General features: G+C 34.4%; 22 protein-coding genes. 18 read left to right on the top strand and 4 right to left on the bottom strand.

Going from position 1 to position 23,096, the window contains the following annotated elements; genetic code table 11:
- Positions 1 to 19 precede the first annotated feature (19 nt).
- From ACTIEI_RS10195 to ACTIEI_RS10130, 14 genes are all read left to right on the top strand, one after another.
- A complete protein-coding gene (locus ACTIEI_RS10195) occupies positions 20 to 1,567 on the top strand; it encodes a sulfatase family protein (RefSeq protein ID WP_439506189.1) in 1,548 nt (515 codons plus the stop codon).
- 22 nt (positions 1,568 to 1,589) lie between these two features.
- Entirely contained in the window at positions 1,590 to 4,403 is a 2,814-nt protein-coding gene (locus ACTIEI_RS10190) for a glycoside hydrolase family 2 protein (protein ID WP_439506188.1), read from the top strand.
- 3 nt (positions 4,404 to 4,406) lie between these two features.
- Positions 4,407 to 5,618, top strand: coding sequence for a hypothetical protein (locus tag ACTIEI_RS10185; RefSeq protein ID WP_439506187.1), 1,212 nt, complete (start codon positions 4,407 to 4,409; stop codon positions 5,616 to 5,618).
- Between the two features lie 82 nt (positions 5,619 to 5,700).
- On the top strand, positions 5,701 to 6,156 hold the full coding sequence (locus ACTIEI_RS10180; RefSeq protein WP_439506186.1) for a hypothetical protein: 456 nt from the start codon (positions 5,701 to 5,703) through the stop codon (positions 6,154 to 6,156).
- 23 nt (positions 6,157 to 6,179) lie between these two features.
- Positions 6,180 to 6,596, top strand: a complete 417-nt coding sequence (locus ACTIEI_RS10175; protein WP_439506185.1) for a hypothetical protein — start codon at positions 6,180 to 6,182, stop codon at positions 6,594 to 6,596.
- Between the two features lie 41 nt (positions 6,597 to 6,637).
- Positions 6,638 to 7,819 carry a hypothetical protein gene (locus ACTIEI_RS10170; protein ID WP_439506184.1) on the top strand — a complete coding sequence of 394 codons (1,182 nt, stop codon included), beginning with the start codon at positions 6,638 to 6,640 and terminating at the stop codon, positions 7,817 to 7,819.
- 74 nt (positions 7,820 to 7,893) lie between these two features.
- Positions 7,894 to 8,304: a hydroxyisourate hydrolase gene (gene uraH, locus ACTIEI_RS10165; protein ID WP_439506183.1), complete on the top strand. Its 411-nt coding sequence runs from the start codon at positions 7,894 to 7,896 to the stop codon at positions 8,302 to 8,304.
- A 215-nt stretch (positions 8,305 to 8,519) separates the two neighbouring features.
- On the top strand, positions 8,520 to 9,359 hold the full coding sequence (locus tag ACTIEI_RS10160; RefSeq protein ID WP_439506182.1) for a hypothetical protein: 840 nt from the start codon (positions 8,520 to 8,522) through the stop codon (positions 9,357 to 9,359).
- A 21-nt stretch (positions 9,360 to 9,380) separates the two neighbouring features.
- Entirely contained in the window at positions 9,381 to 11,345 is a 1,965-nt protein-coding gene (gene pulA, locus ACTIEI_RS10155) for a type I pullulanase (RefSeq protein ID WP_439506181.1), read from the top strand.
- Between the two features lie 3 nt (positions 11,346 to 11,348).
- Positions 11,349 to 11,858 (top strand): GrpB family protein, encoded by a 510-nt coding sequence (locus ACTIEI_RS10150; protein ID WP_439506180.1) that lies wholly within the window; start codon positions 11,349 to 11,351, stop codon positions 11,856 to 11,858.
- Between the two features lie 30 nt (positions 11,859 to 11,888).
- A complete protein-coding gene (locus ACTIEI_RS10145; RefSeq protein WP_324485199.1) occupies positions 11,889 to 12,086 on the top strand; it encodes a YqaE/Pmp3 family membrane protein in 198 nt (65 codons plus the stop codon).
- 17 nt (positions 12,087 to 12,103) lie between these two features.
- Positions 12,104 to 13,138, top strand: coding sequence for a BlaB/IND/MUS family subclass B1 metallo-beta-lactamase (gene bla, locus ACTIEI_RS10140; RefSeq protein ID WP_439506179.1), 1,035 nt, complete (start codon positions 12,104 to 12,106; stop codon positions 13,136 to 13,138).
- 57 nt (positions 13,139 to 13,195) lie between these two features.
- The gene (locus ACTIEI_RS10135) at positions 13,196 to 13,405 is read left to right on the top strand and encodes a hypothetical protein (RefSeq protein WP_439506178.1); all 210 of its coding nucleotides are present in this window, start codon (positions 13,196 to 13,198) and stop codon (positions 13,403 to 13,405) included.
- Positions 13,402 to 13,863, top strand: coding sequence for a hypothetical protein (locus ACTIEI_RS10130; protein WP_439506177.1), 462 nt, complete (start codon positions 13,402 to 13,404; stop codon positions 13,861 to 13,863). The genes ACTIEI_RS10135 and ACTIEI_RS10130 overlap by 4 nt, the downstream gene beginning before the upstream one ends.
- An 11-nt stretch (positions 13,864 to 13,874) precedes the next feature.
- On the opposite strand, the gene ACTIEI_RS10125 is transcribed toward ACTIEI_RS10130, so the two are convergent.
- Entirely contained in the window at positions 13,875 to 15,047 is a 1,173-nt protein-coding gene (locus ACTIEI_RS10125) for a hypothetical protein (RefSeq protein WP_439506176.1), read from the bottom strand.
- A 31-nt stretch (positions 15,048 to 15,078) separates the two neighbouring features.
- On the bottom strand, positions 15,079 to 15,987 hold the full coding sequence (locus tag ACTIEI_RS10120; protein ID WP_439506175.1) for an alpha/beta hydrolase: 909 nt from the start codon (positions 15,985 to 15,987) through the stop codon (positions 15,079 to 15,081).
- 73 nt (positions 15,988 to 16,060) lie between these two features.
- Here ACTIEI_RS10120 and ACTIEI_RS10115 point away from each other — a divergent pair, with 73 nt between their 5' ends.
- From ACTIEI_RS10115 to ACTIEI_RS10105, 3 genes are all read left to right on the top strand, one after another.
- The gene (locus ACTIEI_RS10115; RefSeq protein WP_439506174.1) at positions 16,061 to 16,792 is read left to right on the top strand and encodes a hypothetical protein; all 732 of its coding nucleotides are present in this window, start codon (positions 16,061 to 16,063) and stop codon (positions 16,790 to 16,792) included.
- A 109-nt stretch (positions 16,793 to 16,901) separates the two neighbouring features.
- Positions 16,902 to 17,339 carry a hypothetical protein gene (locus tag ACTIEI_RS10110; protein WP_439506173.1) on the top strand — a complete coding sequence of 146 codons (438 nt, stop codon included), beginning with the start codon at positions 16,902 to 16,904 and terminating at the stop codon, positions 17,337 to 17,339.
- Between the two features lie 34 nt (positions 17,340 to 17,373).
- Positions 17,374 to 19,005, top strand: a complete 1,632-nt coding sequence (locus tag ACTIEI_RS10105) for a M1 family aminopeptidase (RefSeq protein ID WP_439506172.1) — start codon at positions 17,374 to 17,376, stop codon at positions 19,003 to 19,005.
- A gap of 4 nt (positions 19,006 to 19,009) precedes the next feature.
- Here the strand turns inward: ACTIEI_RS10105 and ACTIEI_RS10100 are convergent, their stop codons facing one another.
- The gene (locus tag ACTIEI_RS10100) at positions 19,010 to 20,287 is read right to left on the bottom strand and encodes a hypothetical protein (protein WP_439506171.1); all 1,278 of its coding nucleotides are present in this window, start codon (positions 20,285 to 20,287) and stop codon (positions 19,010 to 19,012) included.
- Between the two features lie 132 nt (positions 20,288 to 20,419).
- Here ACTIEI_RS10100 and ACTIEI_RS10095 point away from each other — a divergent pair, with 132 nt between their 5' ends.
- Positions 20,420 to 21,619, top strand: a complete 1,200-nt coding sequence (locus ACTIEI_RS10095) for a GAF domain-containing sensor histidine kinase (RefSeq protein ID WP_439506170.1) — start codon at positions 20,420 to 20,422, stop codon at positions 21,617 to 21,619.
- 76 nt (positions 21,620 to 21,695) lie between these two features.
- Here the strand turns inward: ACTIEI_RS10095 and ACTIEI_RS10090 are convergent, their stop codons facing one another.
- The gene (locus ACTIEI_RS10090; protein WP_439506169.1) at positions 21,696 to 23,096 is read right to left on the bottom strand and encodes an OmpA family protein; all 1,401 of its coding nucleotides are present in this window, start codon (positions 23,094 to 23,096) and stop codon (positions 21,696 to 21,698) included.

Here is a 23,096-nt window from a genome sequence, read left to right as displayed (position 1 = left end):
GAATCTTAATTGATAAATAATGAAGTGGAGTGTTTTAAAGTCTAAGAAGATGGCCATTGCAGCCATCTTCTTACTAATCGGTAGTGTTCAATTGAAAGCAGCTGCAGATCCTAAAAAGCCAATGAATGTGATTTTTATCTTAACAGATGATCATCGTTTCGACTTCATGGGATTTACTGGAAAAGTTCCTTGGTTAGCTACACCAGCAATGGATAGAATGGCAAAAGAAGGGGTGTGGATTAAAAACGCTACCGTAACTACCGCTCTCTGCTCTCCTTCAAGAGCATCTATACTAACTGGTCAGTATGCACACACTCATAAAGTAGTAGATAATTTTTCTCCTTTGCCAAGCGATTTACGTTTCTTTCCAGAGTATTTGCAACAGAAGGGTTATCAAACCGCATTTTTTGGTAAGTGGCATATGGGGCACGCAGGGGATGATCCGCAAAAAGGATTCAATCATTGGGAAAGTTTTAGAGGGCAAGGGGTATACTACAATCCTTTGATTAATATCAATGGGAAACAAATTAAATACACTGATAGCACTTACATTACTGATTTGTTAACGGAACATGCTAATGGTTGGATGCGTGATCAAGCGAAAGACCAAAAGCCTTTTTTCATGTACGTTTCTCATAAGGGTGTTCATGATGAATTCATGCCTGCAAAACGTCATCGCAACAAATACCATGGTAATAAAATTGATTATCCTTCTACAATCAACCTGACCGCAACAGAAAAAAGTAAACTGCATGGAGATCTTGCTAAAAGTCCTACTGCAGCAATGGTGATGAACGATACCAACTACAATGTGAAAGACATTCCTAAGTGGGTTCGTGCGCAACGTGATAGTTGGCATGGTATTGATTTTATGTATGATGGTAGGGTTCAATTTGATGATTTTTATTATCGTTATTGTGAAACATTATTATCTATTGATGAAAGTGTAGCTAATATTCGCAAGACGGTAGATGAATTAGGAATTGGCGATAATACCATGATTATTTACATGGGCGATAACGGCTTTTTAATGGGTGAACATGGACTGATAGACAAGCGCAATATGTATGAAGAAAGTCAAAAAGTTCCTTTATTGGTTTATGCGCCAGGATTAGAACACAATGGAAAACCACTCGATCAAATTATTCAAGGGGTTGATATAGCTCCTACTATTTTGGAAGTAGCTGGTGTGGCTAAACCTGCTGCCATGCAGGGTCAGTCATTTTTACCTTTATTAAGAGATAAAAAAGTAGACTGGAGAAATAAAGCATTCTATGAATATTATTGGGAGTTTTCCTATCCACAAACTCCTACCACATTTGGTGTTAGAGAAGGCTCACATAAATTCATTTTTTACCCAGGTATTTGGGATGTATCTGAATTTTATGATTTAAAAACTGATCCTGAAGAAAAGAAAAATTTATACAGACATCCTGCGTGGCAACCTGAAATAGCTCGCATGAGAAAAGAATTATGGAAATGGTTAGAAGAAACGGGCGGTCTAAATATTCCTTTAAAACCTATCACAGAAAAAAGAGGAGATTATGGTAGCAAGGGGCTTTATTAAAATCGGGTTATCAATTGCAAGTTTGATATTGATTCAATCAGATTTGATTGCACAAAAGCAACTCAATTTTGGATTGACTCAAAAACAATCAGTGGTCACATTGCCAAAGGGAAAAGCTGCATTCCAGCAGTCTATTGAAAAGCCGCGGTCTGGTGTAGTAGGCAGTTTAGATCCCCTTGGGAATAGTTACTATGCAATTAATAAGGGATGGGAACTGACGGATAATATGTCTCTACTAATTGGATCTGAAAAAACTTTTTCAGAAGCAACCAACAGTGACGGTTGGAGCGATGCAATTGTGCCAGGTACAGTTTTAACTTCTTTGGTTGCATCTGGTAAGTATCCTGATCCATATTATGGATTGAATAATTTAGCCATTACCGATTCCTTGTGCAGAAGAGATTGGTGGTACAGAACTACATTTGAAAGTCCCCAATCAGAGAATGGAAAAATTGCTTGGCTGCGATTTAATGGCATTAGTTATAAATCAAAAGTTTGGCTGAATGGGAAATATGTAGGAGACATCAATGGGGCTTTTACCAGGGCTACATTTAATGTGAGTGGCTTGATGAAGAAATCGGGTCGCAATGTTTTATTGGTACAAATACTTCCTCCTCCTAATCCTGGGATTCCTGACGAGCAATCTGCATTATCTGGAATGGGTAAAAATGGGGGGCAACATACATTGGATGGGCCATCTTTTTTTCCTACTGAAGGATGGGATTGGATTCCTGGTATAAGAGATCGTAATATAGGTATATGGCAAGATGTTCAATTACATTTCACTGGAAGTATTACTTCTGATGATCCACAGATTATTACCGATCTGCCTTTACCTGATACTAGTATTGCAATGGTGTCTCTTAAAACCCGATTGGTAAATAATACTACTCGAGCGCAAGAAGCTACCGTTCATTTTTCTTTTGAGGGTGTGTCGGTTTCTCAGAAATTTACTATTCAGCCAGGTGAAATTTTACCTATTGTATTCACCCCTCAACACTATCAGCAACTGGTTGTAAAAAAACCAAAATTATGGTGGCCGAATGGTTATGGTTTACCCAACTTATATAACGCTACCATTAAAGTAATTGATGAGAATGGCGTTGCAGAAATTAAAAATATTCGTTTTGGTATTCGTGAGTATTCTTATGAAATGTTGGCTGATACAAAGCGGCAAAAAAATCTTCGTTTTTCATACAGCCCAACAGATTTGCAAACGGGTAAACCTTTGTTTGATTTTGTGAATAGGAGAGAGCATGCTAATAAGATATTTATTTCAACTGTAAGAGAAGATGTACCCTTAGATAAGTTAGAACCCTTAATGGATAGCGAGAATCCATTTCTTGTGATTAAAGTTAATGGCATACCTGTATTTTGTAAAGGCGGTAATTGGGGTTTAGACGATGCAATGAAAAAAGTAAGTCGGGAGAATTTAGCCCCTGCATTTCGTTTACATCAAAAAGCAAATTTCAATTTAATTAGAAATTGGGTTGGTCAAAGTACAGAACCAGCTTTCTTTGATTTGGCGGATGAATACGGTATGATGGTGTGGAATGATTTCTGGATCAGTACAGAAGGATTTAATTTGAATCCGCTTGATGAGTCATTGTTATTAGCAAATAGTTTAGATGTTATTAAACGCTATAGGAATCATGCATCCATTGTATTATGGTGTCCTAGAAATGAGGGATATGCCCCCATTAGTCTTGAGAATGATTTGGCTGCACAAATTGCTGTGGAAGATGGCACTAGACATTATCACGGTAATTCAAGAGAAATGAATTTAAGGCCAAGTGGACCATGGCACTTTTTTGTAAATAATAAAGATTACTTTCTTAAACATGGGAAAGGATTTTCAACTGAAATTGGTACTTTCTCAATTCCTGAAGCTAGTTCAATAAGAAAATTTATTCCAAAAGAAGATGAATGGCCTATTAATGATGTATGGCATTATCATGACTTGCATGTGAATAATCAAAATTTGGAAGGTTATTTAAAAACTACCGATAGTTTATATGGTCCTTCAAATGACTTAGATGATTTCAATAGAAAAATTCAACTAGTTAACTATGAAAGCCATCGAGCCATATTTGAAGCTTGGAATAGTAATTTGTGGAACAATAGTAGCGGCGTTTTACTATGGATGAGTCACCCTGCTTGGCCAAGTATGATATGGCAAACTTATTCATGGGATTTTCAAACACATGGATCTTATTTTGGATCTAAGAAAGGTACGGAGCCCTTACATGTACAATTGAATTTGGATAATAATAAAGTAATTGTTGCCAACACTTCTTTAAATAAAATTAAACAAGCAAATGTTGGCTTTAACTTGTTTGCACCTGATGGCAAACTGATTCAGCAAAAATCCGTTAATGTAGCACTTCTTGCAAATTGCAAAACAAATATTTTTGATATTTCTTTTGATAGTAGTTCTTTACCAGCAAATTATTTAATCCGACTTTGGATAAGAGACGAGCAGGGTAAAGAGTTAGCAAGTAATGAATACTGGAAGGCCAAAGAATCTGTTGGGCATTTTAAAGCATTTAATTTACTCCCTATTGTTGATGTAAAAAGTAATTTAATCCCATTGGGTGATGGTACTTATAAGATTGAACTCGAGAATAAATCTAAACATCCAGCAATTGGGCTAAAATTAGATATGTTAGATGCTACTAATCAAATTATTTTGCCTGCTTATTTTAGTGATGGTTATTTCACGCTGCTACCGAAAGAAAAGAAAGTTGTTTTTCTTGAAATGGGAACCCAAAAGGGATTTGAGCATTTGAAAATAGCTGGATATAATGTGAATCAATTATGGTCTGTTAAAAAATAAACAATGAAATCTCTTTTAACTGTTATCACTATCTTTTTATTTTCTGCTGTTCATAGTCAGCAGCAGATTAGTTATGACAGTATAATGCCTTTGGCGAATTATAATTTTGTATTGGGAACAAATGCCATTGGAGGAAAGTATCAATTTACGTCTGATTCAAAATTATATGAGCAAGCAAAGCATATAAGGGCAATGGGCTCTAATATTTTAAAAATTTCATTAGGGCCCAATTCGCCTAAATCTTATGAATTGTCTATCACGCAGAAACTTACTAATACCTTAGACTTGTTTAAGGCTAGCCCAGAGTATCGAAAAGTTTTTGATATGGATTTCAAGTACATTTTTACTTGGGTGCATACACTTACAGGAATAGAATGGAAAAAAGGAATCTCTGCTGATCAAGAAAAGATTTTGTATGATGAGATGTTCAATTTTGCTTCTTTTTTGTTGAAAGAGTATAATGAATCTGGTAAAACTTTTTTGATAGGCAATTGGGAAGGTGATTGGTTGTTGCATCCCAACTACAACCGAAATTTCACGCCCACTCAAGAACATATTGACAATATGACGAAGTGGTTTCAGATAAGACAGTGTGCGATTGATGACGCTAAAAAGCAATCTAACGCTAAAAATGTAGAACTCTATTACTACGTTGAATTGAATCTGGTTTTAAAAGGTTTAAAAGGGGAGGCCTGCATTGCACAGAGTATTCTTCCGAATGTGAATGTTGACTTGGTTTCGTATAGCAGTTATGAAGCCATCAAGAATAACCGCAACTATGCTGAGAAAAAAGAACAATTGCAAAATGTCTTTGATTATTTAGAAAAACAATTAAAGCCCAAGGCTGGCTTACCTTTTTCGCGCCGTGTATATATTGGTGAATATGGATATCATGCTAGCAACGCCAAACCTGAATCATTTAAAAAGCAGTATGAAGAGACCAAAGAGATTATGAAAATTTCTTTAGAGTTAAATCTCCCATTTGCATTACACTGGCAAATGTATAATAATGAGTATGAAACCAATGGCGAGTCAAAACAAATGTCGCTCATTAATGAAAGTGGGAAAAGAATGCCATTGTATTATTTGCACCAGCATTTTTATAAACAAATGAATAGTTATATTAAGAACTATAAGGCTGCCAATAAAGTTGATCCATCTGATAAGGATTTTAGAAAAAAGGCTTTAGAAGTTTTGGATAGTATCACTTTCTAGCTGCGCTAATCAAAAGAATACTACATATGCAGTATTGTTACCTAGGCTAAGGAGTACTTATTTTGTTGAATAAATATATTCAATGAAAAAATTACTCATTCTCTTACTTTTAGGTTTTACAAGTCTCCAATTCGTAATTGCACAAGATACTTGGAAAGAACGAGCCGATTTCTACGAAGTGCTTAATACAGTGTTGCAGAATGCTGAAAAAGGGGATATAGACCCCGCACTAAGCCGTCTTGATGAATTAAAGTCTAAATACAGTATTTTCCATAAAAGTATCATGCAAATTTATACTACTCCCAAAGAAAAAATGCGTAGAAATGCAGTGTTACTCTCAGAGCATGTTACTTACATAGGTTTAATAAGTAAAAAAAATTTGATGACCCCAGAAATTATGTATGGAGAACTGCTTATTCTGCATGGCCTATTTTCTAAAATAAGATTAGAAAATGACGAATGGTTTATCAATAAAACTAATTTGAAATATTATGAAAAGGAAGAGAAGCGATATAGAGCGAAAAGGATAACTTTTTAATTACTAATCATAATCATACCACAATGAATCAATCATTTTTAAAAGGATGCTTCATCTTTATTTTTACTTCTTTGCTTGTAAACTATTCCTTTGGTCAATTAGATATTTCTGAGACTTATTATGAAACTTATGGTATCTATCGAAGTTGGACACAAGGGCAAACGCCTGGTCAGTACAATAATACTAAGCGAGTAGTTAGATTTGAATTTACGCCCAATAGCATTAAAAAGTTTTGGGGTAATCAGGGTGTTATGAATATGAAATGGGAATTGGAATCTACTTATACAGTCGTTCAAAGCAAAATAATGAAAGATGAAAGCGGGAGTTCATATTATATGTACACTACCAGCAGTGGCACTCAAATTGGTTGCAGTAAAGGATCGAATAAATATCTTGTGATTTACGATAGGAACCAACTTACAGAGTACAGGTCAAACTAATTATTCACTTATTTACTTTCTATTTACTTTAATTCTTCGTCATGAGCAAAAATAGCTGCTTCTTATTGATAGCTTTATCATTTACATTTTTAAATCTAAATGCACAGAAAACCTGTATCATTGGTAATTGTGTTGATGGTCTTGGAGTAATGTTGAATAAAGACGGGGATACCACAATCAGTTTTTTTAAAAATGGTAATATTAGTGATCAAGTAATTGTTGCCAATAAAAATCATCAGGCTTATTCCTTGGTAAGTGTTGGAGTTAACAAATGGTTTCTTGAAAAATCGGGTGATTCACTTCGAATTGGCCAAGGAGCGATTGTCAATAAAAAATTACAAGAGGATATTTCAAAAGGCTATTATTTCATTACAAAGAAAGGTGATATATTTTTTGAGAACAACAAGCAGTTGTTGCAATTTACTAGTGGGAAAACTATTAAAGCAAAAATAAAAACTACTGATTCCCAAAAGAATCGATTAGATTTTGTGAGTAATGGATCTGATTATATTGTGTTTCATTATGAGTTAGGTAAGGCGGTAAATGGTTTTTTCTTTGTTAATGCAACAAAACGCGTAATTTCTTTTGATGTGGTAGAGAGCCGATTAGTTTTTAATAATTCTGCTGATAACGTGTTGTTTAAGCAAATTGAAAGTTCAATAATTGGCTTTTCCTTAAATGGGTTTGATGAGTACTATTTTAATAATTTTGATAAGCAACGAACCATTGAAGGGTTAGAGCAATATATCCTGAGATTAAAAAATACGCTTTTAAGGCCAGTGGATAACTGTATTAAATTAGTTGAGCATGCTACTGTAGAGTTTGAGAAAATGATTGAAACAAATAAAGCAGAAGTTGACAATAGGAAGAATAATCCGATAACGCTAAGTTATGAAGAATGGAACGAATTGCTAAGAAAAAAAGTAATTGAAATTTGTAAGAGTGATTTTCAAGAAGAATATAGTACCTATTTGTCTGACAAGGAATTATTAGACTTGCCTTCTAAAGATGATGAAATATTATATAACCTTAGTAGAGACAACAATAATATCATTTCATTGTCAATTTACGCTAGTAATGGAGCATTAAAATTTCTGATACCTGCATTTAAAATGGCTTTTTCAAGAATAGTAAAAGCCAATAGTTATATTGTTCCTTCTGCAGTTAGAAAGTTTTATGATTTAAAAACATCTCAAACATTCGATTTTAGAATGAAGTTGTAATACTGTGTGATATACGCTAACACTTTAAACATTTTATTAACCAAAAATGACAAACCTTTGTAAAAAGTGTTAGAATGAAAAAAATATTTATATTAGTTGTTGTTTTCTTGTCTATTGGTTTGTTAAGTTTTGCACAAGAATCTAAATTTCAATTGTCTAGTCATATTCTTGATATTTCTACAGGCAAACCCGTTTCAGGTGTTAAAATTACACTATCAAAAAGAGTTAGTAAAGATAATTGGATGCTTATAGAGGAGAGAAATACTGATGCAAATGGCAGAGTGAAAGATTTTTTAAGGCAAGATGGTAAAGATAATGCTGGTGTCTATAAATTGACTTTTCATACTAATCCTTACTTTAAAAAACTGAAACAGCAATCCTTTTATCCTTTTATTGAAGTTGTTTTTGAACTAGTGGATAACGAACATTATCATGTTCCAATAACTTTATCAGCGTTTGGTTATGCTACATATAGAGGTAACTAAAATAATATTATTGCGTATATTGCTGATATAGCGACAATATGCTCAAGTCAACTAGAGATTTAATTAATGTCTTAAAATTAAATAGCTCCGAACGGGATTTAACTGTTATTAGTTCGATCGTCTATGCAATTCTACAATGTGGAAGTAAGCACGATGCGGATGCAGCGCTAAAGCATTTTTTGCTTAACCCAGGTGACTTTCATTACACTTATTTGTTGCCTATTATTAAATATCTTGGCGATGATACACATGCTGAACAAATTTTTAATGCAACTATTAAGTTTGATAAGCTAGAAGATAGTGCAGCTCCTGAAATATTCGAATTATTGGGCTTTTTAAAATATGCTCCTGTAAAGCCCATTTTGGTAGACTATATTTTTAAGACAGCTGTAACTGATTACTACAGTACAAAATATGCCGTTTTAGGATTACTTCATTTTGATTGTAGTGAGTACCAAGATATAATCAAGACGACAATAGCGGATTGTTATGGTAAAAATTTATTTCCTGAGTTTATTCCTACTCTTGTTGCTAAGCTAGATAACCCATCTGATATATTAGAAAAGTTATATGAACTGGGCAATGATTATGCTTCTACCGATTGTAATGCTGGAATAGTTTTGGGGTTTTCACTTTGTGGTAATCAAGGAAGAGATTATTTTAAAAGGATGCTTTTCAATCCAAATTGGGAAACTAATTCTACTGGTACCGGTACTGTTTATTTTGCCTATAGGGGCCTGCAAAATCTTGGTATTACTTTTAAAGATCTTTATATTCAAATAAAATTGATTTCCGATAAAGAACAGCTTAAATATTCTTTATCTGTTTTTTTTGCTTTGCTTAATGCCAAAATTGACGATATTGAAATGAATAAAGGAGAACTTTTTTCTGATTTATATACAATGCTATTTAAGAGGCAGAATGACACTCTTTCAGATAATTTAATGGAACTTGCTAGTACTGTTGAAAAACAAGATGATGTTTATGAATTGCAAGGACGATTAGAAATGAAAATGAAGGAGGAAGCAATTCTTAAAAATTTTAAGACAATTTGATTTAATTTATATGTGCTGTTTATGCAAAATTTAATCCTATTCTTTCTATTAATAATAGCTACTAATTTAGTAGCCCAGGAAAATACTGCTAATTATCCTATATACAAGGGTAATGATTTAGGCCTAAACTACACGCCAAAACAATCAACTTTCAAAATTTGGGCACCTACTGCATCTGCTGCTAGAATCAATTTTTACAAAACCGATATAGGCGGAGAGTCTAATCGCACCGTGCAAATGGAAAAAGCGGCTAACGGTGTTTGGGCGCTTACTATGCTAGAAAATCTAAAAGGCCAATATTATACTTTTCAAGTATTAGTTAATAATAATTGGAGTACTGAAGTGATTGATCCGTATGCAAAAGCTTGCGGTATCAATGGTTTAAGGGCGCAAGTTGTTGACTTAAAGGAAACCAATCCGACTGGTTGGGCTCAAGATAAATCGCCTAATTTTTCTTCAACTAATCAACAAACCGATGCAGTTATATATGAATTACATATAAGAGACGCGAGTATACATGCTAACAGTGGCATTAAAAACAAAGGAAAATATTTAGGACTCACTGAATTGGGAACCAAAAATAGTACAGGTAAAACAACAGGTCTTTCGCACTTAAAAGAATTGGGTGTAACGCATGTACATTTATTGCCTTTCTACGATTACAATTCAGTGGATGAAACCAAGCCTAATCAATACAATTGGGGATACGATCCAGTGAATTATAATATTCCTGAAGGATCATACAGTACTAATCCTGCAGATGGCAAACAGCGTATTAAAGAATTAAAGGAACTGGTGAAAACTATGCACAGCAATGGTTTGAGGATAATAATGGATGTGGTGTACAATCATACTGCGCTAACAGCTAATTCGAATTTTAATATTTTAGCTCCTGACTATTATTATAGAAAACGTGCTGATGGAACTTTTTCTGATGCTAGTGCCTGTGGTAATGAAACGGCAAGCGACAAAGCGATGTTCCAGAAGTTTATGTTAGAAAGCGTTTTGTATTGGGTGAAGGAATATCATATTGATGGATTTCGTTTTGATTTAATGGGTATACATGATATTGAAACCATGAACCTAATTGCAGACACACTTCGTAAAATAAAACCTTCAATTGTTTTATATGGAGAAGGATGGACTGCCGGAGGATCTCCACTGCCTGACGCTAAAAGAGCGCTTAAAGCCAATGCAAGCCAGCTCAAAGGTATTGCTGTGTTTAGTGATGATATGCGTGATGGGATAAAAGGGAGTGTTTTTAATATAGATGATCGTGGTTTTGCAACGGGGAAAATTGAAAATAATGAGTCGGTAAAATTTGGAATAGTTGCCGCAGGTAAACATCCGCAAATAAACTATGCTAAAGTAAATTATTCAAAAGCCCCATACACTTCTACTCCAGTAAGTTTAATTAATTATGCAGATTGCCATGATAATAATATTCTATGGGATAAAATTGCTCTTTCTTATAAAGACGCTTCTGAATCGGATCGAATTAAAATGCACGAACTAGCTTATGCTATTGTATTAACATCGCAGGGTACTCCTTTTTTAACAGCGGGTTCAGAGTTCTTGAGAACCAAGTATGGTGTAGAGAATTCTTTTAACAGTGGGGATAGCATCAATGCCATTAACTGGAATTTAAAGTCGAAAAATATAGCAACCTATCAATACATTCAGTCTTTAATTAAGATTCGAAAATCACACCCAGCTTTTAGAATGACTTCAGCCAATCAAATAGCGAATCATTTGGTGTTTCAAGATAATTTGCCCGAGGGGATTATTGCTTATACAATAAATGGAGCAGCGGTAGACGATAGCTGGAAAAAAATATGGGTAGGGTATAATGGATCCGAGCGTACTCAAACTATTGATCTGCCTGCGGGGAATTGGAAAATCGCATCAATTAGTAATCAATCCAACTTAAAAGGGAAAAAGATGTTGATTGATGGTAGTTCGGCGGTTATTTTGTATCAAAATTAGTCCATGCTCCTTCATCCCTATTCTGCAGATTGGAATACTCATTTTGAATTAATCAAGAATGCATTGGATGAGTGTTTGCAAGGGCTATATTATACTATAGAACATATTGGTAGTACTGCTGTACCAGGTCTTGCAGCCAAACCTATCATAGATATCGATATTGTATTCGATGACCCTTCTGCATTTCCTTTGATTAAACAAGCGTTGGAATTGATAGGATATTTCCACAATGGCAATCAAGGAATTGAAGATAGGGAGGTTTTTAAGCGTGAAGGTACTTCGCAAGATGATGTACTTGATACCATCAAACACCATCTTTATGTTTGCTCAGCTGATAGCCCAGCACTAAAACGACATTTGATTACCAGAGATTATTTGCGGAAAAATGAATGGGCTAAAGCTGAATATCAACAGATGAAATACGCGCTAGCTGAAAAAGCAAGGCAGAATCAGAAAGCTTATGCGGTTTTGAAAGAAGCAACAGTGAATGCTTTCATAGATGGCTTTTATTAATTTCTTATATTTAATATAATAAAAACCTTTATGACCCTCATCGCTATATTCTTTCCAGCGCTCTCTTTTTTTCTTCGAGGAAGAATTTTTACAGCATTTATCTGTTTCATTTTACAGATTACTTTAATTGGATGGATTCCAGCTGCTATATGGGCGGTGATTTCACTTCAAAATGCAAGAGCTGATAAGCGGAATGAAAAATTAATTAAGGCGGTGAAATCAAAATAAATCTTAATTCTATTCTGATGAAATACAAACTAATACTAATTTATATAACAAGCTTACTTTTAGGGAATGCTTCCGCACAAGCAGATAAGAAATTATTGATTGAGCCACTTACCGGGAACTTTTATGTGTACACTACCTATAATACTTATCAAGACAGTAAAGTTCGTGCTAATGGCGTTTACTTAGTTACTAAAAAGGGAGTTGTACTATTTGATACACCTTGGGATACTACTCAGTTTCAACCCTTATTGGATACTATTTATAAAAGACATCAGCAAAAAGTGGTAATGGCATTTGCTACCCATTGGCATAGCGATAAAACAGCTGGGTTGGAGTATTATCGAAAGAAAGGAATTAAAACCTATACCACTTCACTTACGGATAGTTTAAGTAAAGTCAACAATACAAAGCGTGCAGCGTTTTTAATGACCAAAGACACCAGTTTTACTTTTGATCAATATCAGTTTGAAACATACTATCCTGGAGAAGGGCATACAAAGGACAATATCGTCATTTGGTTCCCTAAAGAGGAGATATTGCTGGGTGGCTGTTTAATAAAGGGAGCTAAAGATGAGAACCTAGGTTATTTGGGTGATGGTAATACAAAAACGTATGCTAGTACTTTACTAAAAGTTCAAAACAAATACCCTAGCCCAAAATATATCATTACAACGCATAGCGATTGGAGAGATATTAATTCATTAAAGAATTCTATAAAAATGGCAAAGCAATTAACAGCTGAACAAGAACTCCGTCACGTCGTTTTATTCGGTTGGAAAGCAAATGCCAATAAAGACTCCATTGAAATGGCTATAAAAGCTTTTGGGGAGTTACCTAAGCAAATCAAGACCATCAAAGATTATGAATGGGGCGTAAATAATAGTCCAGAAAAATTAAATCAAGGGTTAACTCATTGTTTTGTTTTAACCTTTTCTAACGAGAAAGATCGTGACGATTATTTAGTTCATCCTATTCATGTAGCTTTCACCAAATTGCTACCTAATATTTTAGATAAAGTGACGGTAGTTGATTATTGGGTTAAAAATCAATAGTGGGGCCAAGCTTTTATAGTTATAAGTCTTTTCTGTATTTTATTTAAATTTGCTTTTATGCGTAGAGCTTTTGTGGATACAAATGTATTTTCTTCTCGAAATATGCAAAGAGATGGCAATATTGATAATCAATATTGGTTTAATAAAACAATTGAAGAAAAATTGATTGCTTCGATTGCAATGATTGAGGCTGCTTATACTACTACTAATTTCATTCATCAGAAAATTGATAAGAAAATTTTTTTCACTAGAAAAAGAGGTTCATGATGAATATTCTGAATGATGATTTTAAGGACTTTTTTATTTTATTGAATAAACATGCAGTAGAATATATTCTAGTTGGTGGATACGCTGTTATTATCAGAGGCTATAGTCGATCCACTGGGGATCTTGATATCTGGGTTAATAAAACGCCAGAAAACTATCTAAAATTGCAAAAAGCAATTCAATCTTTTGGTTTACCAGCTGAAGCTGTTAAAGAGTCGGAGTTTTTCTCAACAGATTTTGACGTTTTCAGTTTTGGAAGACCCCCTTACGCTATTGAAATTATGACTGAAGTAAAAGGTATTGATTTTGGCGTTGCGTTTAAAAATGCAAGTATTGAAAATATTAATGAGATACCAATTCGGATTATTCATTTACAAAATTTAATTGAAGCAAAAAAAGCCTCGGGAAGAAGTAAAGATTTAAATGACATTGAGAACCTACCTAAATTAAGCCAATAAATTTTCTAATATTAATCTGTCATTTGCTTCTCAACCAGATATTCCAATAACAATGTTTTGTTATAACTAGGGCAAGAAAAATTAAAGTAAAAGGCAGGTCCTTGAACAGAGTACAATCGCTTCAAAGTGTTAGACATCAGTCCTGATCCTCTTGCCTGAAAAAATGGGAATGATTGATGATTGCTTTTTTCAAAGGTTTCCAAGTCTTTTACAACAAGTGGTTGATCTAATTCTCCTCCAAGCCTTAAAATAGAAGTAGAGAGTATGACTTTCTCCATAATATTAGAAGGTTGTTTTAATAAATATTTAGCATCATCAATTAGTTGAGCTTTGTAAGGATTAAATGCAGGAATTTCATATGCATCTAATAATCGAGCAATATGATAAATCAATAATGATGAATTGGCATACCAGGGAGAAATATAAGCTGGATGAAAAATATAGTCTCTATTACGAACATTCTCTAGCAATAGGGTAAGTGTAGCTTCATCCTGTTTTTCAAATTTTTGTTTCTGCCCAAGTAAATAATACATCACATTGGTTTGGACACAAAAATCAAAATCAATTTTCATTTTAGGGCCTAAGAATGTTGAATAAGCAGGAATATCTCTATATTTTTTAAAGGTATTAACGACTCTTTTCCTAGATAAATTTGCTGCGTTAATTAGTTTCTGATGAAAACGATTTAATATGCTGTCTGGATGATCTTTGGTCATGAAAACCATTACACAATCATCTGCATCTTCCCCTGAACTCAATTGTTTTTTAAAGTATTTAAGAAAAAGGCTATTGGGCATAAAAGTATTGTCTGCGGGAAAAAACTCATACAAACCGCCAGGTTTTTTATTCAAAAAATTCGGATAACATGCTGTGCCCTTCTTAATCATCAACTGAATCAGCGATTGTTGGTCTGTGCCCATCTTTGGGATTAAATTCTTCAGCGTGAAATTGGTGATGGCTGTAAAGTATACATTGTTGTCTGGCTGCCTATTTACGGGCGAGGCGCCCCATTCCCTGAATGTTGGGAACATTCCTTCAAAAAAATCTTTATCATTTTCTTTTACCTGATCATTAGCAATACTTTCTAATAAATGACGAATTAAAAGACTGTCAGATGCCCCCCATGAATAAAACGGTAATTGTAAAAAGCAAAATAGTATTGTTATACCCCAGCATTTTCTCATAGACCACAAAAATTGATTTCAAATATAATGCTTAAATGATTTTAAGTGATTTTAACCATTTCTTCATTTCGTCAAACCACTGAATATTTGATTGTTTATTGTGAAGTCCAAATCCATGACCTCCATTTTCCATTAATAATAATTCATTAGAAACTTTTTCCGCATCTAATGCAGCTTTCATTTTCAGACTGTTTTCTACAGGTACTGTTTTGTCGTCTTTCGCATGAAAGATAAAACAGGGGGGCGTTTGCTTATTTACTTGTAATTCTGAAGAGAATTGTTCCACATTGGATGCTGAAGAAAGAAAGCCTAATAATTTATTCCTTGATCCAGCATGCGTAATTGTACTATCCATACTAATGACTGGATAGCCTAATATGGCAAAATCAGGTCTTGCACTTGTTCGTGATCCCAGATCATTTATGTTTAGTTGATATTTTGTTGCTAAAGTACTAGCTAAGTGCCCGCCTGCTGAAAATCCTATTACGCCAATTTTATCAGGATTAATGCCGAACTCCCGGGCATTGCCTCTAATGTATTTCATAGCAGCCTGCGCATCTAATAAAGGCACCCATTCTTTATTGTACATGCATGAGTCATTAGGCAGTCTATATTTTAAAACAAAGGCAGAAACACCCATATCAACGAATGCTTTCGCAATATCATGCCCTTCATGGTTGGCAGCTAAAAAGGCATATCCGCCACCTGGTAAAATAAGTACAGCTGTTTTATTGGATTGATTGGAGCTAGGTTGATAAATGGTAAGGGTAGGCGTGTTTACTTGATAATAGACTTCACGCCCCGATGGATTAATTTGTGTTTTGTTTTCTGTTCCACAGTTTTTAGCATTGGGGATTTTTCCAATATAAAGTGGGATTTCCTGTTGTGCAGCCACACCAAGGGTGCTAAGAATCAATAAGGTTGAGAAAAGGTATTTCATATGCTGGGGTGTAATTAACAATTGTTTTATATATAATCCGATACTTTTGCGCCAATTTAAGCGGCTTTTGATTATGAAACGTTTTATACAATTTGTTATTTCTCTCTTGATATCTTCAGCAGGTTTGTCTCAGCAAAATCTTTTTAATATACCATCTGGAGATATTACCAATGCAAAGAAAGGTTTTTATCAACACCAATTGAATGTATATAATAACAAGTTTGAATCAAAAGCGCATTTTGTTTATGGATTAGGTAAAGGCTGGGATGCAGGTGTAAATGTGGTGGGTAAAGGGCTTTATTTTTCTCCTAATTGGCGTGTATTACATAATGATAACCCAGCAATTGGAGCTGTTTATCCCATCATAATGGGAACGCTTCAAAAACAATTTGCAATTACTAAAAATATTGACTTTAATATTGGTACGCAAGTTGGATATAATGTAAGTGGTAAAATACAGAATAAAGAATTGAACTACTTTACCTATGGATTAAGTGTATTTCATTTTATGAATCATAAAAGCAGAATAGTCGCGGGTCTTTATCAAACTAATCAAATGTTTGTTGGACAAGGTAATACTTTTGGTGCGATGTTAGGTTATGAATTGAAATTGTCAAAAAGATGGTATTTAATGGGAGATTGGGTTAGTGGAAATAATGATGCTTCCGTTGCAGTCATTGGAGGAATGTATAATTTGACAAAACGAATTCAACTTTGTGCAGGATGGCAAATTCCCAATCCATCTACCCCTAAAGATATGGGAGTAGTGCTTGAAATTAATTTACTTGGTTGGGATGCCTTTTAATATTATCTGAGCTTCCACATTTGCAGAATTGTTATCCGATATTTTAGATAAAGTAATACCAGTAGGTTATTGTTTGTTTTAGCTTAAATTAGATACAAAATATCGCTTGATGAAACGTATTATTACAATCAGTAGTTTAATAGTTTTTGTGATTTTTTTTAATCGATGTATGAATGAATCTGCTATTAATAATAAAGACCTTGACGACAATATGCTTGATATTGTAATGTACCATGATAATTTAGGAACACATTTACGCTATAAAGATGCAGATTATGCTAGTTGGTTATTGGAGGGGATGGATAGCACACTTAAAGTGGTCGCCTCCAAATTTGACGAACATCGTAAATTAGAAGTCCCTTTTGAACAATCATATAATAAATTGCTAGTTCCTTCGATTGATAAGATTCGAGTAGCATTGGGCAAAAATGATTTCCCTAATGCAATTGTTGCTTATCAGACACTTACAAAAAAATGTAATGGATGTCATATTGACCATAATATTGATAAAGAAATTTTTGATTGGACAGATGGAAATGCCCACTAATTAATAATAATTTATACGAATCAAACAACCCATCATGAATAAATACTTTTATGCTGTTATACTTTTGTTAGCTCCGCTATACTCATGGGCAGATTCGTACCCTATCAATAAAAATATTGATGTAAAACATTATTCATTTGAACTTAGTTTATCTGATAGCAGCGATGTCATTGTTGGAACTACGAATATTTATGTCCAATTCAAACAAGCTGGGATAAACCAGTTCAGATTAGACTTAGCGAATCAGACGGGAAATAGAGCGGGTAAGGGAATGATGGTAGACGCAATCAGGATTGGTAGTCAAAAATTGGTTTTTACCCATCTAAATGATGAACTCCTCATAGATTTACCTAAGTCCGCTAACATAAATGAGGAATTTAAAATCACTATCCAATACCATGGTGTTCCCTTTGATGGACTTAGAATTGGTGCTACAAAATTTGGTGATCGTAGTTTTTTTAATGAGAACTGGCCCAATAGAACAAGGCATTGGTTACCTACTATTGATCATCCCTATGATAAAGCCACTTCTGAATTTATCGTGAAAGCGCCTGCAAAATATAAAGTGGTTTCGAATGGTTTGCTATTAGAGGAATCCTATTTAGGAAATAATGTAAAGCTGACTCATTGGAAACAATCGGTACCTGTTTCTTCGTGGTTATTTGTTTTAGGAGTAGCTGAATTTGCTGTTCAATATGTAGACCAATTTAATGGTAAGTCAATTGAAACTTGGGTATATTCTAAAAATAGAGAAGCTGGTTTTTATGATTTTAAAGAGCCTACTAAAAAAGTATTGGAGTTTTATACTAAGTATGTGGGGCCATTTGCTTATGAAAAATTGGCTAATATCCAAACACCAAGTGTAAATGGCGGTATGGAAACTTCTTCGGCCATTTTTTATGGAGAAGATTTAGTCAATGGAAAAAGAGATGAACGAATCAGAAATATTGTTATTCACGAAATTGCACACCAATGGTTTGGTAATGCGGTAACAGAATCGACTTGGAATGATGCTTGGTTAAGTGAAGGTTTTGCCACTTACTTTACATTACTGTTTATCGAAAATGAATACGGTAAGGCGGAGTTTGATAAGGGGATTGCGAAGGCCAAAAAAGCGGTATTTGATATGGCAATTAAAATGCCTGATTTTAGTATTATCAGTGATCGAACTGCTGAAAAAGAAGTTGTAACGACCGGACTTACTTACCAAAAAGGAGCTTGGGTATTGCATATGTTGCGCAACTTAATTGGGGATGCCAATTTTCAAAAAGGGATACAATCTTATTACACAAAATATTTTAACGCCAATGCAACTACTGATCAATTTAGAGAAGAAATGGAAAATGCTTCTGGAAAAAACTTAAAACAATTTTTTAAACAATGGTTGTATCAACCTATCAATCCCAGTATCAATGCAAATTCGCGTTTTGATCCCAAGCAAAAAAAGCTTGTCTTACAATTGAATCAAACGCAAGCAGGAGATATTGTTTTTGAGCTACCTATTGAAATTGCTTGTTACATAAAAGGAAATAAAGAACCACAAATAAAGAAAGTACAATTTAATAAGAAGGAGCAAGTATTTACTTTTCCATTGGCAGCTGCGCCTGAGAAAATTGTGATTGATCCAAATAATATTTTATTAAGCAATAATGTTCTCTTAAATTAATCATTTATTTTTCAAATTCAATAATATGTTCTGAAGCGTAACTGTCGTCTTCTGGTTTGATTCTTTTTACAAAAAATCGTACCCGCTTACCCAAACGAGTGGAAGTATATTTTTCCCTTATATCTTCTTCTGAATCTAAAGGTTGTAAAGAGGGATACCAAAGTATATAGCCTGGCTTTTGAAACAAAAGTTGAGGTTTAGACCAATCTTGACTATTCTTTCCTTCGCCTAAGTTTTCATGATGATTAAACGATATGTATATCTTATCACCAATCCAAGACTTTCCTTCCACCTTACCCATCAACATTACCCAACACTTTAAATAGGTATTCCAACTTACAGAGGGTCCCCAATGAAATCCACCAGTAGGAGAGGAAGCTGGTCCTCCATTTTCAGCCAAAGGAATTTGTAAAGACGGAATTGGCTTACCAAAGCTATTATGCGCAATATTAAAATGTTGACCATCCCATCTTTTAGCTTTCCCAATAGGATTGTCTAAATCTTTTAATGCAATTCTTGCGATACTAATACATTGTCCGCTTGCTTCAGTAATTGGGTTATAGGTGGTGGGATTATACACACCTGGATATCCGTACTCTCCGTAAAATATGTAGAGGTATTCTCCACTTGCAACAGCTGAAGGGTCTCCAACACCCCCTGCAAAAGTATTAGAAGTATTATGAGGCTTTAAAATCATTCTTGGGTCTAAGTCTTCTAAAATGATTCCACGATTATTCCAAGATTTTCCACCATCCGTAGATTTCATAATACCTATTCTGCATACAGCTGCAGGACTTTCAGGACCAGTTAAACCTTGTGGCCATAATTTGCTATTCGTATAACCTTCTTTTGATTTTGGATCGTAAGGAAGGGTGATGGGATAGTTTTCGTTGTGATATAATGCATATAGTGTTTTACCACTAGTATCTTTCTTGTCTTGATATACAGTTTCAAACCATACTGCGCCATGTAATCCTTTTTTGCCAATTGGTACATTGGGTGGCATAACAGGATTGAAAAATTGTTCTGATCCGTTTTGAAATACACTTGGTGCATTTGGTCCATCTGAGTATTTCAAATCTTTTGCATTGCCCCAGAGTGGATCTTCCCCATATTTTCCAGGAAAAATTCTGAAAGTATCTCCTACCCAAACTTCAGCCATATTACAATCTACAAATGAGTTGAATTTTATTTTAGAAGCAGGTAAAAGTTTAAACCTGGGGGTAGGGGCCGATTCAAACAGCCATGCCCATAAAATGCTTAGGAAAAGGAAATTTTGCATGATTTAAATTTCGACTTTGAATTTACTAATTTCCATTAAAAAGATCATGAATATTACAAGTTCCTTAAAACAGAACAATAACTACAAATTCGTTGAATTCTTGTGTTATTTTTGCATAAATTAATATGATCCATGAAGCAACCTATCCCAAAGAATGAAGATGAAAGAGTCTGGGCTTTAACCGAATTTGATATCGATTATTCAGATAGTGCTGTTTTGCTGAAAGATTTGGTAGAATTGGCTGCTAAAATTGCTGGGACTAAAATCTCTTTAATCAATTTAATTGATACTTATACTCAGTGGACTGTTGCCGATTTTGGATTACCAATTGAACAAATGGGTAGAGAAGAATCAGTTTGTCAATACACCATTTTAAATAATGAGGGCTTCGAAGTGAAAAGCCTATCATCCGATGAACGCTTTAAAGACAAATTCTATGTAGTGGATAATCCTAATTTGGAATATTATTTTGGAATTCCTTTAACAACAAATGATGGATTTAATTTAGGTGCACTTTGTGTTTTAGACACTACAGCAAAAGAAATTTCTCCTGAAAAAGTAGAGCTCTTGAAAATTGTTGCAAAGGAGGTAGTTAATCGATTGGCAACTATCAAGTATATCCAAGGGCTAAAGTCTAAGGTAAATCAAGTACACGAGAATAATAAAAAAATGGCCCATGATATCCGTGGTCCTCTTTCTGGAATTATAGGGTTGGCCCAAATGGTAACTGATCAAGGGCAATCTCAAAAGCTAGATGATATTTTGGAAATTATGAAACTCATTCATCGGGCAGGTAAATCTTTATTAGATCTAGCAACCGAAATTTTAAATGCAGAAGACCAGCATGCAAGAGGTGTTATTCAAACAAGTGATTTTACGCTAATTAATTTTAAAGATAAACTGGAAAAACTTTATACGCCACAAGCTGCAAGCAAGCATATTAATTTTTTACTTGACATTAAAGTGGGACAAGAGTTAAAGCCTATTCCAAAAAATAAACTACTTCAGATTGCGGGAAATTTGATCACAAATGCTATTAAATTCACTCCTCAAAATGGTACTATCAAAGTGGATTTAAGTATACGTACAGACTCAAATGCCAAGCATTTTCTAGAAATTATCGTATCGGATAGTGGAGTTGGTTTAACTACTCAAGAGATTGATGAAATTTTAAAAGGGACTAAAGCCTCTTCAAATGGAACAACTGGAGAGCAAGGATATGGATTCGGCTTGTCATTGGTTAAGAGACTAGTAGACGAATTGAAAGGTAATATGTCTATTTTTTCTGAAAAAGGGAACGGTGCTCAATTTAAAATTACTTTACCACAATAATTAACGCAATAAGAATCCCGACTATCAATTAAGATAGCCGGGATTTTGATTATGCACTCTTCTAATTACAGCCCGTTTAATACAATGTAAATTCTACTCTTCTATTTTTCTGTCTGCCAGCAGCAGTTTTATTGCTCGATACAGGTTGTGATTCTCCATATCCAACAGCTTCAATCCTTCCGAAATTTACTCCTTTAGAAACCAGATAATTCTTAACTGATTCAGCTCTGTTTTTAGATAAAATCATATTAGCTGCATTTGAACCAACTGCATCTGTATGTCCACCTAACTTTAAGCTAAATCCTTTTAGAACCAGCATTTCTGCAACCCTATTTAAGTACGGGAATGAACGGTCTCTAATTGATGCTTTTGAAAATTCAAACTCAAGGTTTCTGATTGCTTCATTTACAATTTGCTTGTCTTCCTCTGTGATCACATATGTGTTTGTGATTCGAATAATAGTGTCTTTACTAGGTTCAACTACAGGCAATGGGCAGCCTGCACCATCTACTTTAATTGAACGATTGGTGCTAGGACATTTATCAAAATAATCTGAAACACCATCTCCATCAATATCCATTTTCATTTTCGCTATTTCTTCATGCATTCCTTTCATCTCTGCCATTTTCTTTCTCATGTTCTCTTCACTAGTTTCAAATAATGCTTTTAAGTTAGCATCTGCTGCAGTTAATTCATGATGCAATTGTGCAGGCGGATTGTGAGTTGCCATCTGCGGCTTTGTTTTTTTTCCTAATGAAAATTCTAATCCAATATGTCCATATGAATATTTATCTCCAATATAAGGTGCTTTAAAATAGCCATCTATATTGTCGTTATCTACATATGCCATGGTATATCCAAAATCTAGATTAACCGATTTAGTTAGATTTAATTTAACTCCCAAACCTACAGGTACAAAAAATGATACGGCTGTTGCTTTTGGCGACAAGCCTTCTGAAGTTCCAGCATTATTAATTGTTCTTGGCGTATAACTCACTGCACCTGCGCCAAGCGTTAAGTAAGGTTGAACTGTTGTATTCATTTGAGACCAATTGATATTGGCTAATGTAATCACGCCACTTAAACTAGCGGACCAGTTCATTTTAGTTAAAAATGAACGGTATGGACTGACTGGTGCAGATCCGTTTACCAATTTATCATTATTAGCGGCTAATTCTCCAACTACACCATCTAATTGTATACCAAAACCATGAGAGGCTTGGTATTTTATAGAAGCTCCATATCCTAATTTAGGAACCCACTTAGAAAAGTCATTCTTTCCCCCAATGGCGGCAAATGGGGCAAGTGCTCCTACATTTAAACCAAATGACCATTTTCTAAAACCCGGAGTCCCTGAAAATAAAGGCGGGTTTATTTCTTTGCTAATTGTCTGTTGTTTTTCTTGTGCTTGACTAGTTTGTGTGCCGCCAAGAATCATTGCTGCAATTGGTAGGCATTTCAAAAATTGTGTTTTCAT

It is taken from the genome of Sediminibacterium sp. (assembly GCF_051860225.1).
Classification (GTDB): Bacteria; Bacteroidota; Bacteroidia; order Chitinophagales; family Chitinophagaceae; genus Sediminibacterium.
The sequence above is the reverse complement of the archived record's forward strand: the minus strand, read 5'-3'. Positions and strand labels throughout refer to the sequence as shown.

What these genes read in the sequence shown, in the direction of transcription:
- uraH (WP_439506183.1), top strand. Translation starts at nt 7,894, where the DNA reads ATGAAAAAAATATTTATATTAGTTGTTGTTTTCTTGTCTATTGGTTTG.
- ACTIEI_RS10120 (WP_439506175.1), bottom strand. Translation starts at nt 15,987, where the DNA reads ATGAAATACCTTTTCTCAACCTTATTGATTCTTAGCACCCTTGGTGTG.
- ACTIEI_RS10145 (WP_324485199.1), top strand. Translation starts at nt 11,889, where the DNA reads ATGACCCTCATCGCTATATTCTTTCCAGCGCTCTCTTTTTTTCTTCGA.
- ACTIEI_RS10135 (WP_439506178.1), top strand. Translation starts at nt 13,196, where the DNA reads ATGCGTAGAGCTTTTGTGGATACAAATGTATTTTCTTCTCGAAATATG.
- ACTIEI_RS10130 (WP_439506177.1), top strand. Translation starts at nt 13,402, where the DNA reads ATGATGAATATTCTGAATGATGATTTTAAGGACTTTTTTATTTTATTG.
- ACTIEI_RS10100 (WP_439506171.1), bottom strand. Translation starts at nt 20,287, where the DNA reads ATGCAAAATTTCCTTTTCCTAAGCATTTTATGGGCATGGCTGTTTGAA.
- pulA (WP_439506181.1), top strand. Translation starts at nt 9,381, where the DNA reads ATGCAAAATTTAATCCTATTCTTTCTATTAATAATAGCTACTAATTTA.
- ACTIEI_RS10170 (WP_439506184.1), top strand. Translation starts at nt 6,638, where the DNA reads ATGAGCAAAAATAGCTGCTTCTTATTGATAGCTTTATCATTTACATTT.
- ACTIEI_RS10090 (WP_439506169.1), bottom strand. Translation starts at nt 23,096, where the DNA reads ATGAAAACACAATTTTTGAAATGCCTACCAATTGCAGCAATGATTCTT.
- ACTIEI_RS10095 (WP_439506170.1), top strand. Translation starts at nt 20,420, where the DNA reads ATGAAGCAACCTATCCCAAAGAATGAAGATGAAAGAGTCTGGGCTTTA.
- ACTIEI_RS10185 (WP_439506187.1), top strand. Translation starts at nt 4,407, where the DNA reads ATGAAATCTCTTTTAACTGTTATCACTATCTTTTTATTTTCTGCTGTT.
- bla (WP_439506179.1), top strand. Translation starts at nt 12,104, where the DNA reads ATGAAATACAAACTAATACTAATTTATATAACAAGCTTACTTTTAGGG.
- ACTIEI_RS10110 (WP_439506173.1), top strand. Translation starts at nt 16,902, where the DNA reads ATGAAACGTATTATTACAATCAGTAGTTTAATAGTTTTTGTGATTTTT.
- ACTIEI_RS10115 (WP_439506174.1), top strand. Translation starts at nt 16,061, where the DNA reads ATGAAACGTTTTATACAATTTGTTATTTCTCTCTTGATATCTTCAGCA.
- ACTIEI_RS10105 (WP_439506172.1), top strand. Translation starts at nt 17,374, where the DNA reads ATGAATAAATACTTTTATGCTGTTATACTTTTGTTAGCTCCGCTATAC.
- ACTIEI_RS10180 (WP_439506186.1), top strand. Translation starts at nt 5,701, where the DNA reads ATGAAAAAATTACTCATTCTCTTACTTTTAGGTTTTACAAGTCTCCAA.
- ACTIEI_RS10125 (WP_439506176.1), bottom strand. Translation starts at nt 15,047, where the DNA reads ATGAGAAAATGCTGGGGTATAACAATACTATTTTGCTTTTTACAATTA.
- ACTIEI_RS10175 (WP_439506185.1), top strand. Translation starts at nt 6,180, where the DNA reads ATGAATCAATCATTTTTAAAAGGATGCTTCATCTTTATTTTTACTTCT.
- ACTIEI_RS10150 (WP_439506180.1), top strand. Translation starts at nt 11,349, where the DNA reads ATGCTCCTTCATCCCTATTCTGCAGATTGGAATACTCATTTTGAATTA.
- ACTIEI_RS10195 (WP_439506189.1), top strand. Translation starts at nt 20, where the DNA reads ATGAAGTGGAGTGTTTTAAAGTCTAAGAAGATGGCCATTGCAGCCATC.